At 35.8% G+C, this 15,006-nt stretch carries 13 protein-coding genes; all 13 read right to left on the reverse strand.

The annotated features are described in order from the left end of the window. Nucleotides 1-3: 3 nt before the first annotated feature. Entirely contained in the window at nucleotides 4-681 is a 678-nt protein-coding gene (locus QM923_RS03105) for a response regulator transcription factor (RefSeq protein ID WP_255777579.1), read from the reverse strand. Between the two features lies 1 nt (nucleotide 682). After that, on the reverse strand, nucleotides 683-1,306 hold the full coding sequence (locus tag QM923_RS03110; protein ID WP_269796880.1) for a GTP pyrophosphokinase: 624 nt from the start codon (nucleotides 1,304-1,306) through the stop codon (nucleotides 683-685). 45 nt (nucleotides 1,307-1,351) lie between these two features. Further along, nucleotides 1,352-1,732, reverse strand: a complete 381-nt coding sequence (locus tag QM923_RS03115; RefSeq protein ID WP_269796879.1) for a hypothetical protein — start codon at nucleotides 1,730-1,732, stop codon at nucleotides 1,352-1,354. Nucleotides 1,733-1,828: 96 nt separating this feature from the next. Next, complete coding sequence (locus QM923_RS03120) at nucleotides 1,829-3,190, reverse strand: recombinase family protein (RefSeq protein WP_462217785.1); 1,362 nt, start codon at nucleotides 3,188-3,190, stop codon at nucleotides 1,829-1,831. After that, nucleotides 3,078-4,319, reverse strand: coding sequence for a recombinase family protein (locus tag QM923_RS03125; protein ID WP_414290845.1), 1,242 nt, complete (start codon nucleotides 4,317-4,319; stop codon nucleotides 3,078-3,080). Before QM923_RS03125 ends, QM923_RS03120 begins: the two co-directional genes overlap by 113 nt. Before the next feature lie 348 nt (nucleotides 4,320-4,667). Next, nucleotides 4,668-4,775: a putative holin-like toxin gene (locus QM923_RS03130; RefSeq protein ID WP_080980497.1), complete on the reverse strand. Its 108-nt coding sequence runs from the start codon at nucleotides 4,773-4,775 to the stop codon at nucleotides 4,668-4,670. Nucleotides 4,776-4,952: 177 nt separating this feature from the next. After that, on the reverse strand, nucleotides 4,953-5,897 hold the full coding sequence (locus QM923_RS03135; RefSeq protein WP_414290846.1) for an N-acetylmuramoyl-L-alanine amidase family protein: 945 nt from the start codon (nucleotides 5,895-5,897) through the stop codon (nucleotides 4,953-4,955). Further along, nucleotides 5,887-6,315, reverse strand: a complete 429-nt coding sequence (locus QM923_RS03140; RefSeq protein ID WP_195916272.1) for a phage holin family protein — start codon at nucleotides 6,313-6,315, stop codon at nucleotides 5,887-5,889. Before QM923_RS03140 ends, QM923_RS03135 begins: the two co-directional genes overlap by 11 nt. A gap of 12 nt (nucleotides 6,316-6,327) precedes the next feature. After that, entirely contained in the window at nucleotides 6,328-6,579 is a 252-nt protein-coding gene (locus QM923_RS03145; protein WP_001162702.1) for a hypothetical protein, read from the reverse strand. Further along, nucleotides 6,579-6,785: a hypothetical protein gene (locus QM923_RS03150; RefSeq protein WP_001090723.1), complete on the reverse strand. Its 207-nt coding sequence runs from the start codon at nucleotides 6,783-6,785 to the stop codon at nucleotides 6,579-6,581. The genes QM923_RS03145 and QM923_RS03150 overlap by 1 nt, the downstream gene beginning before the upstream one ends. Next, complete coding sequence (locus tag QM923_RS03155; protein WP_414290847.1) at nucleotides 6,739-11,085, reverse strand: phage tail spike protein; 4,347 nt, start codon at nucleotides 11,083-11,085, stop codon at nucleotides 6,739-6,741. The genes QM923_RS03150 and QM923_RS03155 overlap by 47 nt, the downstream gene beginning before the upstream one ends. After that, entirely contained in the window at nucleotides 11,086-11,808 is a 723-nt protein-coding gene (locus tag QM923_RS03160; RefSeq protein WP_049501427.1) for a phage tail protein, read from the reverse strand. Further along, the gene (locus tag QM923_RS03165; RefSeq protein WP_414290848.1) at nucleotides 11,805-14,858 is read right to left on the reverse strand and encodes a phage tail tape measure protein; all 3,054 of its coding nucleotides are present in this window, start codon (nucleotides 14,856-14,858) and stop codon (nucleotides 11,805-11,807) included. Before QM923_RS03165 ends, QM923_RS03160 begins: the two co-directional genes overlap by 4 nt. Nucleotides 14,859-15,006 lie beyond the last annotated feature (148 nt).

The raw sequence follows: 15,006 nt of genomic DNA on the forward strand, positions 1-15,006 counted from the left end.
TTTCTAAATTTGCAGAAGGCAGAAGTCACCACCCTTTTCACCAAGAATACTGATATCAGCTTGAATAGCTTGCAATTTCTGGCGCAGATAGGAAATATAAACCCAGACAATTGACTCGTCCACATCTTCCTCATCATCCCAGATAGTTTTAAAAAGGTGATCAGTGGTTAATTGCTTAGCAGGGTTGAGCATGAAGTGGGCCATTAACTTGGTCTCTCTACTTGAAAGTCTTATGGCGTTGCCAGCTACCAACTCCTGCTCCTCTTGGTCCAAGCGAACAGAACCAAGGGTCAAAATTTTGGCAGTAAAGGTTTCACTAACACGACGCTCTAGCGACCGCAGACGAGCCAAAAGTTCCTTTAGGGAAATCGGCTTGGTCAGGTAATCATCTGCCCCAGCATCAAGTCCTGTCACACGATCATCAACTTCAGCCATGGCCGTCAACATAATGACATGAGTAGTATTCCCAGAGGAGCGAATCTCTTTCAGGGCCTCAATACCTGTTTTGATAGGCATCATAATATCCATAATGATTACTTGATAGGCATTCTGTGCAGCTAGGTCGACTGCCTTTTGACCATTAAAAGCCTGATCAACTTCAAAACCTTGATGCTCAAGTGCCGCCTTGTAAACTCGAGATAAGGCTTCCTCGTCCTCAGCCAATAAAATTTTCAGAGCCATTCTAGTCACTTCCTTCTTGAATTAAGTTACGGATGGTCTGCATGGTCAGGTCACATGAAGCTAATTCATCTGCACAGCGCTTAAGCTCACGGGTAATCATTTCTGAATTCTTGATGTCATGTTTATACTTCATCTGATGCTCCAAACTGGCCCACGAGTCCTGAGCGATGGTCCGAAGCTGAACCTCAACAAAATAGGTCCCTTTATCATTGCCTAGGACATCTGGAAAATTTGTCTCCATTTGCAAAATGAGGTGATAAGAGCGATAGCCGTTAGGCTTGGCAGTTGAAATATAATCCTTCTCATTGTAGACCATGACACCAGGAATAGCCTTGATTACTTCGATGATCTTGTAAATATCATTGACAAAACCACAAATAATACGGATTCCAATGCTGTCACGAATTTCCCTAAGGGCAGACTGGCTCGTCTCAGGCAAATTCTTTCTACGACACTTTACACGCATGGAGTCGCTTTCCTTAATCCGTGAAATGAAATGTTCATAGAGTTTAAAACCTGTTTCTTTTTTGCTAGCAATATTAGCCGCAATAATGGGGTCTGTTATTTCTTGTAAAATTTTGGGGAGATATTGAGCATACTCCCCATAAATACTTTGAGTTGACATGTAAACCTCCTCTAATAGCTTCACTTCATTATAACATAGATGGTCTTAAAAATAAGGAATGAGATTGTGACTATAACTTTTATGCCCACCAAATCCAAACTTACTTAGTCCATCATTAACAAGCAAATCACCGTATCTAATCAACAGTGCTATGCATTCCTCTCTTGAACAACCATCAATATAATAAACATCCTTATGGGATTCCTTGATAATATTCTTTGCTATCACTTTTTCTCTATCAATACTGACAGGTAATTCTAAAATAAAAAACAATGGCTCATCATGAATCGCAATAAAGTGTTGAAAAACCTCTAATATTTTTTCTGCGTGTACATTCGCCGTCAAATGATGTTCAGGTAACTTTGTAAATGATTCAAACAGGTTCTCTACCAAGCTAACTTGGTGACCTTTTACTAAATTCAACATTATGAGTCCTCCAGAGAATTTAAACAATATCCACATTTATAATCTCATTATACCATTAAACCCCTAAAAAGACTGTAACTTCCCAGTAACAGTCTCTTATAAATCTACCTCAGTTCCTTCAAGGAAAGTTACTACAATTTGTCCAGCTTCTGAAATACTGATGTGGTCGAGAACTTGATTCATGATAACTCCATCAAATTTATCTAAATCTAGTATCTGATACATCTGCTTTGCATAGTGCTTATGGAGAAGATTTGCTCCTTGTTCTAGCTTTTGCCACTTATCTACCACATCAGATCTATGCTCTTGAAACAGTCCTACTGCTTTCATAAAGGCTTTCTCAAGCATTTCTTCATCGATATGATTGTTTAAACATCCAATCTGACCTTTAATCCTATATCGATTATTACACTGCCATACCTTACGTTTACCTCGACTTGTCGTCCAATTTTTTCTACCAAATGCTGAACCACACTCTGCGCAAAATACTTTTGTTGTAAAAGGATTGTTTTCTTTCTGCATGATATAAAATTGGAGCTTATGTTGTTCTCTAAATCTCTTTCTTCTTGCTATTTCTAACTGAACAATCTCCCACTTCTCTTTATCTAAAATTGGTTCATGATTGTTTTCAATATAATATTGATTAACTTGTCCATCATTATCTATTCGTTTCTTCGTCAGGAAATCAACGGTATAGGTTTTCTGAAGCAGGGCATCACCCTTGTATTTTTCATTTTGAAGCATTTTCCATATAGCACTTGGACACCATTTTGCTTTACCTGTGCAACCTGGTATTTCCTGTTCTCTTAACTCTTTGGAAATAAATTCTGGACTGTATCCTTCTAGAAATCTATCAAATATATACCTCACGACCTTTGCTTGTTCAGAGTTTATAATTAGATTTCCTTTTTCATCTTTGTCATATCCCATAAAGTTTGTAGTATTTACCTGAACTACACCACGCTCAAACTTCTTACGAATTCCCCAAGTTGAGTTTTCTGAAATAGATCTTGATTCATCCTGTGCGAGTGATGATAGAATGGTAAGTAGTACTTCTCCTTTTGAATCTAGGCTATCAATATTCTCTTTTTCAAACGTTACTCCAATACCTAGTTCTTTCAGTTCCCTTACATATTTGATACAGTCCAATGTATTTCTGGCAAATCTACTGATAGATTTAACTAAAATTCTATCCACCTTGCCATCTCTACAATCTTGTATTAGTCGGTTAAAAGCATCACGTTTTTTTGTATTAGTTGCAGAGATTCCTTCATCTGCATAGATGTCTACCAACTCATAATCTTCATGTTTTAAAATATATTCACGGTAATAATTGACCTGATTCTCATAACTTGATAGCTGTTCGTCTTGGTCTGTAGACACTCGACAATAAGCGGCTACCTTGACCTTTTTCTGAGTTTGAGATTTGACTGTTTGCTGAAGTTTTTTGGCCGGTATAACTGTAATGTTTTTCTCCATCTTCAATCCTTTCTAACACAATTACTGGTGAACTAAGTTTCCAATCTTCAATATCCCTTTCAGGGACTCTCATACCTTTACATGAATTTTTTCCTTCTTTGATATATTTGGAACAACACCAAACAATCTTTTTCTTATAAGATACCTGTCTTTTTAATGTTGAACCACAATATTGGCATTTTAACATTCTGGAAAATTTATAGGTTTTATTTGTACCTTGAATTCGAGAACGGCTTTTCATTTTTACCTGAACCTTCTCCCATATTTCCTTAGAAACAATTCCTTCATGATTATCTTCGATATAGTATTGTTCCAACTGTCCTTGATTTAATTTCTTTGGACCGTTTACACCATCATGAAAGTATTTTTGAAGCAGTAAAGAGCCTTTGTATTTTTCGTTTTTTAAGATATTACGAATTGTACTATCATACCATTTCTTTCCTGTTACAGTTGGAACCTTGCCCTCATTAAGTTTTTTAGCAATCCTATGTGTACCCATTCCTTCTAAATAACTATAAAAGATGGTTCTTACTATTTGAGCTTCTGCTTTGTTTATAACAAGTTCACCTTTTTCGTTTAAATCATACCCTAAAAAACGTTTAGTATTAATGAGTAATTCTCCCTTCTGGAACTTTCTACGAAAACTCCACCGTTGGTTTCCGCTCATGCTTTGTAACTCTTCCTCAGCCAAACTTGCTAATATAGTCAAGACAACTTCACCTTCATTGGATAAGGTGTGGATATTCTGTTCTTCAAAAAAGATATCAATACCAAGAGTTTTTAATTCTCGACTGATTTCAAGAACATCGATCAGATTTCTTGCAAACCTAGATATTGACTTAGTATGGATAACGTCAATTTGACCTTTTCTACAAGCATCTAGCATAGTTTGAAATTCAGGTCTTTCATACTTTGAACCTGAAATCCCTCTGTCACAAAAAACACCCAAAAAATCAACATCTTCACGTTCAGCATACAACTTTTCAAAATAGACTTTTTGATTCTCTAGCGAATCAATTTGACTTCCGTTGGTTGTCGAAACTCGAACATATGCACAAATTCTCTTTTTTCTTTTGTTATTCTTTGCTTCAATTTTTCTTATATTCATTTTTCCTCCAATAAGAAGTTTTTACACACTATATATCACTCTAAATCCAATATTAGTCAAGTATTCAGCAATCATATAATTTACTAAAATGTGCTTACAGATCCTCCTACCTAAATAGGTACTTTCAAGATAGATTTTTCCGGTTTTAAGAAAAAATCAAAAAGAAAAAGCCTGATGTAATTCACCAGGCTTAGATTTTTTATTTGAAATTTAATCGCATTATGTTATAATAAACATAGAAAAAGAGCTGAGCGCCAACTCAGCTCCATGTAGAACCGTTAAAAAGACGGTGACTCTCTATTATCAGACTATAACTCGTCCAACAACTCGGTCAAAAGTGGGGACGGGTTATTTCTTTTTGTCATCGTCCTTGAAGATTTTATAGCACAAACCAATCAAAGCAATGGTAAAAGTACCAAAACCAAAGATGGTCTGAACGACTTCAAATGAGCTCAAACACGCTCCTCCTTTCCGTCAGATTTTGATGATTTACCCATAGGCATCACCTCTCTTTCGGTATCAGGAGCCACCGTCTTCACTTTTCTACAATAGATATTATACCACATGAGCCACCAACTTCGGTGGTTTATTTTGTTTAAGGATTTATTTTAAGAGTAGTATCTATAGACTCTTTTAGTTAGTAGTAATCAAACCATCTGGTTCAATCGTAAATTCTGGTTTTACTGATAGAGAACCATCAGACTTGAGATAGTACCATCCGTTTCCTGATTTGATAAATTGCTTAGATTTCATGTCTCCATTTTTTTCATCTAAGTAATACCAAGTTTCACGATATTTTACCCAACCTTTAGCCATTCGACCATCCGACTTAAAATAGTACCAACGATGATCGATATGCATCCAACCAATAACCATGGCACCACGCTTATCTAAATAAAACCAATCCTTACCATCATTGAACCATTTATTGATGAAACAGTAACCTCTATTATCAAAGTAGAACCATTCTCCTTTGATATTCTTCCATTGAGATTTTGGATAAGTGCCATCTGCTTCTTCCCACCACCAACCAACTTCGTTTCGTTTCCAGTTTCCTTCAGTTAGACCAGATTCAATATCTTTCTTAAACTGTTCTCTACTAATGCCCCATTTTGCAAGGTATGGGTAGGGATCTACATGATCACTCCCATTATTTGGTTGGTTGTAAGTACAAAACTGATGAGTTTTAATTCCAGCAAGACTACTAGAATCTAGAGTTTTAGGGATTCCAGCCTCGTCAGCTAACTCACGTAATAGCTTGACATAAAGTCGATAATCTCTCATGAATTCTTCTTTAGATTCATGACTTTCTATTAGTTCAACTTGAGCATATCCTTCTACGTTCCATCCTCCACCAACATCATAAGCACCCCTGTCAACTAACCAAGTCTGCATAATACGTCCATTCCCAACCACATGGGAGAAAAATCCTGATTCAACTGGTCTGCGCATATGATAATCTGCTTCGTTTTGTACAGTTGAGTTAGGGTTACCTGTAGAGTGTGCGTGCACTTGGCGATAGGGTTGTTCACCGATTTGAGGAAGATTTGTTCGTAATCTACTTTTATCAACTTCCATGGTTATCCTCCTTATCATCGTTAGACTTTTCTTCAGTCAGATGTTCAAAAGCTTTTAAAATTGGTTTAAAAAGCAGAATATTCCCTTTTACTTTTTGATAGTTCTCAATTAACGATTGGAAAGTAAAAACTAGGTATCCAATATAAATCGAATACAGAAACATAAATCCAGTTTTTTCAGGCAACAAAACAGACATCGGAATCAATAACAGTAACATAAAAATCCCTAATACTTTTCGAATTAAGCCATTGATTCCAATTCTACTCTTATACTCAACATCAGGATTTACAATTGCAGCAAATGTTCCTGATGCAAAATCAACAATTTCCATGATGACAATCAACGCTAACGCATACAAAATAAGCCCATCTTCTGTTTCGATGAGCTTTCTTAAAAAATTAAACAATTCAATATCCATTTTTAATACTCCCTATTGTTCTTTTTTATTTGACTCGATTTCAGCTAAAACAGCATCTTCTAATTCATATCGTTTATCACGGAACAATTTTTCTTGGTTTCTCATTTCGAGACGATGCTCCGCATAGAGCTCTGAATGATAGAGAAACTCAGATACTGTAGAAACACCATGTTCATCGACATCAACAGTATACTGCTTAACTACTTCATCCCCAATCTTCAAATTTCCAACCAAACGTGTTGTTTTAGTAATTTCTAATGCCATTAACTTTCTCCTTTCTCTCTTTTAGTTTTTACTTCCTCAAATAAGTCTTTTAGGTCTGAGTCGTATTCTAATACATCTTTCATTAACTGCAATTCGCTTGCAACAACCAAATAAAGAGCCTCATTTTGTGCTGCTTGACCTTCGGTTTGTGCTAGTTTCTTAGTCAACGACTCCATTGCTAATTGATGGATTAAATCTGTGTTCATTTTCTAATATCTCCAATCGTTTATTTAATTTTCGAATATCAAGTATTAACTCTTGAATCCCTTTTAAAGCGATATTTGTTAATCTTGTATTATCGAGGTTCAGCAAACCACCATTTTCATACACTAGTGATGAGTCAATTTGTTGAACATCTTGAGCAATGAGTCCAATTTTGGTATGAGCCTTTTGAATACGATTCCCTATTTTCTTCCAGTCAAATTCTTTAAATTGAAATCTTTTGATAAAATCGAGTGCTTTATAGTTAGATAAGCCTATATTCTCTTTTAAGTTTTTATCAGAAAAATGTTGGTTAACAATTTGCCATAAGTTATAAGCATTTCCGTTATATGAGTAGTAAATATCATTTCCTGATCCACCAAAGTCTAGAGATACATTATTAGAATTCCAATAACTAATAGTTCCTGTAGTTGAGCCATTAATGCTGCTTTTGCCGTACTTCAACCAGCCAATTCCTTTTGCCTTAATGTATCCTTCGACCGTCAATAGAAAATCATCACTATCACTTGCAGTGTTTCCAGTAGTAAAATCTGAATCTTTGTAAATAAATAAGCCGTAAGGAACATTGTCCCCTCGGCCATAAGAACCTATAAATTGTACACCTAAACCATCTTTAGAATTAAACTGACGAGGAACATTAATCTGTAACCCACCGTTGATAGCGTCAAATGAACCATAAGCACCTAACTTAATTCTTGTTTCTCCAGTTAATAATCCACCAGAAATTGTGGTTCCGGTTATTGTCCCACCTTGGATTCTATCACCACTTAGTAAGCCTGACTTTATTTGACTAGCATCGATTCTAACACTTTGTACACTATTGATAAAAGCATTCTTTGCAAACAGCTGTCGTAAATAAGCTTCATTTGCAACAAGTTTATTGAAGAAGGCTTGATCCACGACCATCTTATCTGCAGTTACTGAATTAGATGCTAATACCATAGTAGTTACAGAACCAGATTCAAAGTTTGATGTCTTTAATTTATCAATCATTCCTGATTTAATGACTGCTCTATCAATCAAAGTATCCCCAGTGATATGCGTTGCTTTGCCAATGATTCTATTGATTCCATTTGCGCCTAGATTAATACCTGAAATTAAAGAGCCAGCATTAGTTAAATTTTGAATCGAATAGGAACCTTGATGTTGTTGAACGAGACTTTCTGTTGCAATTTGTTGAAAAGATGTACTATCTACAAAGTTTTTAGGTGGTTGACTACCTCGAACAATTGAAATTTGTCCAACTGCCACAGTGCCGTTCTTTTCTAGCCAAACATGAAGACCAAAATCATCTGTTTTTGTCACGGTTTTACTTATCGTAAAAGTTCCTGTAAAAATTTGAGCTGCCCCTGTTCTAGTAGGGGTGATGGTGAAACTTCCTATTGAGTTACCTGATTTGATTTCAAAGCCAACCTTTCCATCTGGTAGTACATCTACCCATAAATTGACCCTATAAGAAAGTTTCTCACCAGCGACAAATTTTTGACTATGAAGAGGCATTTGAAAACCACGCCAACCATTTGTTGTCCTACCACTTTGAGCAATTCTTAGTAGCTTATATTCATTAGTTCCAGTCATAACTAAATTCGAATTCGGTTCACGTTCTCTATATTTACTAAAATTTGTTGGATCGTATACTAAGTTTTGGGTATCAATTAAATCACTGACTCTTGTAATCAGTCCTTCGGATGTTTGTACAACCTGACTAATTGTTTTGCCTTGTTCACTAATAGTTCTTGTATGACTAGTTAGAGTATCTTTTACTTCGTTAAAGGCCGTTACAGTTGTTAAATCTTCGATAGGCTTTGTCCAATAATTTGGAAAAATATCTCCAGTAGTAATCATTAATGCTCTCCAATGAAACTTACCTGAACTTGCTCCATCAATACGAAATTGTAATTCAAAGTTTTTAAAATTATTGAACATCTCTTCTGTTACGATCCGAGAAATTTTAATAAGATGGTAGTTTGTACCAGTTTTTAAAACGCTAGACCAAGAGGTATGAAAGGGATTGGAATGAACACTCCATACAGCGCTATTATCTGATTTTTTATAGCCTGGACCTTGTAAAATAATTCTAGGAGTAACAGTTGAATCTAAAACAACATTATCGACAGAAATATAAACAAATAGGTTGATTTTTGTCCCTGCATAAATGCCAGTCGAATCACCATAAGGAACTTTACCTATTGTTTGAATCCAATTGAGTTTCGAGTTTATTTCTTTGTATGAAGTCCAACTATCACTCGAACCAGATGCTAAGTTTCGATGAGAAACACTAGTTGGTATTAATGATTTAGTTTCACTAATAGTCCGACTAAAACTATTGGATGTTTCTCTAACTAAATTTTGCACGCTAGAGTTCGTCACATAACCTCTATCTAAAATATTTTTATCAACATCCGATTTAGTTTGAAATCCTTTTAAATTGATAATGGATTCTACCTGACTACTGGTCAATCGTTTGGCTATTTCACCTGCTTGGATTTTAATTGTTGTTTCAGTAGTAGCAAGTCGATTTGTCGTTTGATTAAAATCTGTTTGTGATACTTTAGTCTTTATAGCATCGGCAGCAACTTGTAAATCAGCTTTAGTTTTAGATATTGCTAATGCGTTCTCTGATATTCTTTGGAGTGCTTCGTTAGCTGTTTGTTTAATATTTTCTACATAGGTCTTTTCAGCTTTTAGATTTATTTTATCCTTGGCTTGTGATATTTCCGTTCGTTGTTGCTCTACGGTATTTTTGATAGCATCAAAGTCTGTCTTTGAAACCTTGTTAGTGATAACACCATTAAGCTTATCAATTGAAGATTCTACTGTTGTAATTTGATTCAATAAGCTATTCTTGCTGAGTTCAACTAAACGATTTGCTTCTGCAATAGCTTCTTTTTTATAATTTAAGGTATCTGTTAACACTGTATTAGTAGTCTCTTTAACTTCTCTACTAACATCTAAGGCATGATTTGCTAAATCTCTACTACTATTTGCTTTAGCCAACACATCGTTGTATCTATTTTCATTAAGTGATTCATTAGATAGAACTTTAGAATCAACATCAGCGATCTTTCCTTCAATCTCTTGACGAATACCATCTGCGTAGACTTCTGCACTAGCTTTGACTTTTTCAATATCATCAAGGATTGATTCTTTTTGTTTAGTGAATTCGGCATCAAAGGCTGTGTTCGCATTTCTCAAAGCTTTTTCAATTGCGACTTCTTGTAATGTGAAACCAGAGTCTAAAATTGCATTTGCGACAGTTGAAATTCCACTATTTGAAGTTGAACCACCTACCATTGGTTTATCATCAAAAGTAATCGAGATATATTCTTGTGTCAGTGCGTCAAATTCATAAGCGACAGCCTTTTTTGGAATATCAATTTCATGTTTCAAACTCTTGATATTTACGGTATCCCCTAAATGTACAACCTGCCCATCGAGTTCATAGGCTTCAATCGTAATAGCATCCGATAACTTATCAATTCCTTCATTCTTAAACTTAGCCTCAGCCCACTTCCTTAACTCCTCAATGCTTTTAAGAGTATTATTTTCGTACTCTTTTTCATTGATATATGGATAGAAAGTGATTAGAGGACTATCGACAGTAATTTTAATTGTCTGGTCTTTATCTTTACCATCTGGTTTAAATGTTGATTTTGCATGAATACGAGTAATGATTGATTGAGTTGATTTTGTTCTCTTGTAAGACTTTAGATTCTTATGTGTTGTTATGACAACACCCCTATTTTCACCTCTATTCTTCTTGATTGTCAGAGCCAAATTGTCACGAATCAACTCCCCTTCCCAAGTTCCTATAATAGAATGAGCACCATCCATTAAGACGGCATAAAGTGTTTTTACCTCATCTGTATTGAAAGTACGGCGATCTGTAACATCACTCGTAAATGAAAAATCACCAAGATTAGTCTTAGTATTTTGTACCATTTGGGATAAGGCCATACCACAAGTAAGATTAGCAACACTAATTGGTTCGATAGACCGTTGCATAATATCATCTGAAATATGGTAGGCGGTTATATCCAAACTATCATCGTTTTCAATTGGCTTTTTAATACGAAATAACTGGAATCCTAAGACAGGCACAGGAGCCTTGATAAGCATATCCTCTTTTATTTGTTTATAGATACCAGAATCGGTAATTGGATAGCGAATAGATAAGGTGAAATCACCGTTCAGGGTCTCTTTTACAATAGCAGAGCTAGTTTCATGAAGAGGTAATCCATTCCACTTTGCAGTTCTAATATCTTTGTTCAACAAAAATAACATTTAAGCCCACCCCCAATTTGTTTCAAAGCTTAAAGAAGTAATACCTCTACCAAGAACAACACCTACTTCTTTTTTAGCGCTTGGATCAATAGTGATAAAATCACCAGACCATTTTATGTACTTTTTGCTAACCGTTAGAAAACTTGGACTATTTGGTTCGTTTACCATCACAAGAGGTTCTGTAAGTTTTTCAATTTTAATAACCTGATCTCCAATCGTAAACTGAGTCTCAGTTGCCGAATTCCCCATTATCGTTATTTTGGGGAACGCTAGAGACGTCCCTTGAACTCTAAGTACACCGTTTGATGTCAAAGTTTGTCTATCAATTGATTTAAAAAACTTTGTAGGATGACAAATAAAGGTAGCTTTCGTCGCATACACACCATCTCTCTCTTGTTTTACCTCAGTACATTTTACTCGGTAACACCAAAGACGTGTGGTTTTCATCCGTTCACTCTCAAGCCAAAACTGCTCCTTGATAAATAGACCCATAAATTGATGGAGTTGTTCTTCTGAGGGCTTAACAATGTAAATCGTATATGATTTTTCAATTAAATCACGGTGCCGATTTGTTTGCGAAAGAGCGCCACTCATTCCTTTATGTTCTAATAAACTCGTCTTACTCTCCGCTAGAATAACAGAAGGCGATTCGTGGACAATCACCTTAAAAGGAAAACTAGAAGTTCCAATTCCATCTATGACTAACTCGTTTCTTTTAATCATATAGTGGCTCCTCTCAATTGTTTTTGACGTGCTAATTCTTCTGCGATTCGACTTGCTACTTCATTTGCTATTTTTTCAATATCTGCCTGTTCTCGGATAATATTTCCAGTTATCGAAATGTTGATGTCTGGCATTCTTAAATCCATCGTTCTTGCAATACCTCTTCCGATTGCCCCAAGAGTAGATTCATTTAAAGGGAGTACCGCTTCGTTTCCTGCTTCTCCTCCTACCATTAGGGAATTCCCTATTGTTCCGAAGGCAGTTGGTTTGGTTAGAATTCCCCCTTTTGCATACCACTCAATTCCGATTCTAGGAATTTGTCCCTTTAACCAATCCAGAGGGTTTGCAGATCCTGACACACTAAAATGAGGTAAAGGAATGTGTGGCCACTGAAACCTGAAATTAAAGAGATTTTTGATAGCAGTTATAGCAGTTGAAACTGCATTTTTGGCAGTGTTGATTGCATTTGAAATCGTATTTTTTACTCCATTCCAAACATTGGACACTGTACTTGAGATTCCATTTAGAATACCTGAAATAGTTGAACTGATACTATTCCAAATTGTACTGACAACGTTACTAATTGCTGATAAGAGATTACTAATTGTGTTCTTAATCCCATTCCAGGTGTTTGATATAAGTTGACTAATAGTATTTAGAACTAAGCTTACAATTGACTTGATGGATTCCCATACTGTTAAAATAACTGCCTTTATTGTTTCCCATGCACCAGACCAATCTCCTGTTATAACCTGCATGATTGCTTTAATAATGCCTAAGACAAGATTGATTGCCGTTTCAACTACTTGTTTGATGATTTCCCAAGCTGTGCTGATGATTAGTTTTATGTTTTCCCATGCTGCCTGAATATAGGGTTCTAGAATTGACATAACGGTAGTTATGACTGTTGAGATTGCATTCCAAACTGTGGTTGCAGCTGCAAGAATTAAATCTTGATTCTCAGTCCACCATGAAGTTAGAGTCCCCCAAATGCTTAAAATAAAGTCTGATATTTCTTGAATGATAGTAGATATAAAAGAATATATAGCATTCCAAATATCCATTACTGCTGTTCTAAATCCCTCGTTATGTTCCCAAAGTTCTTTTATTCCAACAATTAACAAGGCAAGAACAGCTATAATTCCTAAGACTATAGCTATAATAGGCGCTACACTTGCTATTAAGCCACCAATTGTGACACCCATTGCTAAGGCAGCTGCCTGAAGTGCTAAAAATATAGGGAGTAATAAGCCTAACCCAGCAATGAGGCTACCTACAATAATGATAAATTGTTTTACTGGCGTTGATAAACTAGAGAACCACTCTGCAACTGAACGTAACAAATCAGCTAAAATCTCTAGTATCGGTGCAAAAGTGACAGCAATAGCATCTCCAACTTCAGCAAATGCTAACTTAGCTTCATTTTGAGCAGTTGTAAATTTATCAATTGGATCTAGTGTCGCTTCATAAGTTGAGCCGACTGTTCCTGATGCTTTCTTTGCTGTTTCAGCCAAGTCATCAAAAGATAATGCTCCACGATTAATAGCATCAACCATTCGTGGAGCACCCTTAGTTCCAAATATATCTGAAGCGAGAGTTAACTTTTCAGTTTCGCTAGTTGAATTTTTAATTTTTTCGATGGTTTCAGATAAACCTTGCTGCAAAGTCTTTCCTGATGCTGCATACTTCACAGATGCTTTTGATAAGGATGATAAAGAGGCTGATGAATCTACACCAGCCTTTTCAAATTTCCCCATTAAAGCAACGCCCTCATCAAATGAAAGTCCTAATGCCTTAATTTGTGGTGCTCCAGAAACAACCTTATCCATCAAATCTTGAACTCCCACTCCAGTAGCTTGACTTGTAAAGGTGACAGTATCAAGAACACTAGACAAATCCGTTGCCTGTAAGCCGTATGCTTCAATAGCTTTCTTAGCTGAAATAGCCGATGAAGTAACATCACTCCCATTTATAGATGCAAATTGGATGAGATAACTTGAAGCTGATTTTAAACTATCACCGGTTAAACCAAATTGTGTGTTCAACTCACCAACTGCACTTCCAGCAGTATTAAAGTCTGTAGGAATTTCTGTAGCAAGGTTCTTTGCGATAGTTGTCATCTCTTCTAAAGCTTGGCCAGAAGCACCAGTTTTGGTGACAATGATATCCATCCCTTCATCAACTTCGTTAAAAGCTTCAAGCGACTGTTTCCCAAAATCAATCAATTTTTGTGATAATTCTGCTAAACGATCACTGAATTCCATTAGGATATCTGCCTTTAAGAGATGATTGATTTCTGATAGATTATCCTTCGCACTTGTTGAACTAGTGCCCATCTCTTCCATCTCATTTTGAAGATGATTATAGGCCGTTTTGGTATCATTTAGAGTCTGTTCCAGTTTATTGGCTTCAATCGAGTTTTCGCCATACTGAGATTTTGTTAGTTCTAGCTGTTTCTCTAAATTCTGAATCTGTTTTTCTAGTAAAGAGGAACTTTCATTTACTTTTCTTTGAGCTAAAGCTAGCTTTTCAGATTCACTAGCACTTGAAGAAAGTTCACTTTCTTGTAATTTAAATTGACTCGTTAATTTTTCACTCTCAGAAGCTAGACGAGCTTGTTCTTGTTTCAAGCTATCCCATTGACTTTTAGTAGTACCTATTCGATTTCCATTTTCCGATAAGGCTTGATTGACACCCTCTAGTTTGCTTTCATAACTTTTCAGTACTGTCTGAGTAGTTTCTACTTCCCTTTGAAAGGCTCGATATTGTTCCGTCCCGATATTACCTGACTTAAATTGAGCTTCAACTTGGGCTTGTGCCTGCCTTAAGGTAGTTAATTTTTCTTTAGTGGTTTCAACTTGTTTAGCAAGCACTTCTTGTTTTTGAGTAAGGAGTGTGACATTTCCTGTATCAAACTTAAGAGCCTTATCAATTTGTTTCAATTCTTTAGTTGATTCAGCGGCTTGTTTATTTACCCCTTTTAAGGCATTTTGCAAGGGTTGTGTATCACCACCAATTTCTATTGTGATACCTTTTATATTTCCAGCCATGTTCACATCTCCTTTCTATTAAAAATTATCAAAATCACTTTGATTTGCTTTTCTTGTGTTGCTTGTTTCATTTGTCCGCAAGTTTACATAATCAGTTTGATAATCAAGAGCCATCCCAATTGAAATATGTTTTAAGTCGTCTATGGAT

Source organism: Streptococcus infantis, assembly GCF_047463275.1.
Classification (GTDB): domain Bacteria; phylum Bacillota; class Bacilli; order Lactobacillales; family Streptococcaceae; genus Streptococcus; species Streptococcus infantis_AF.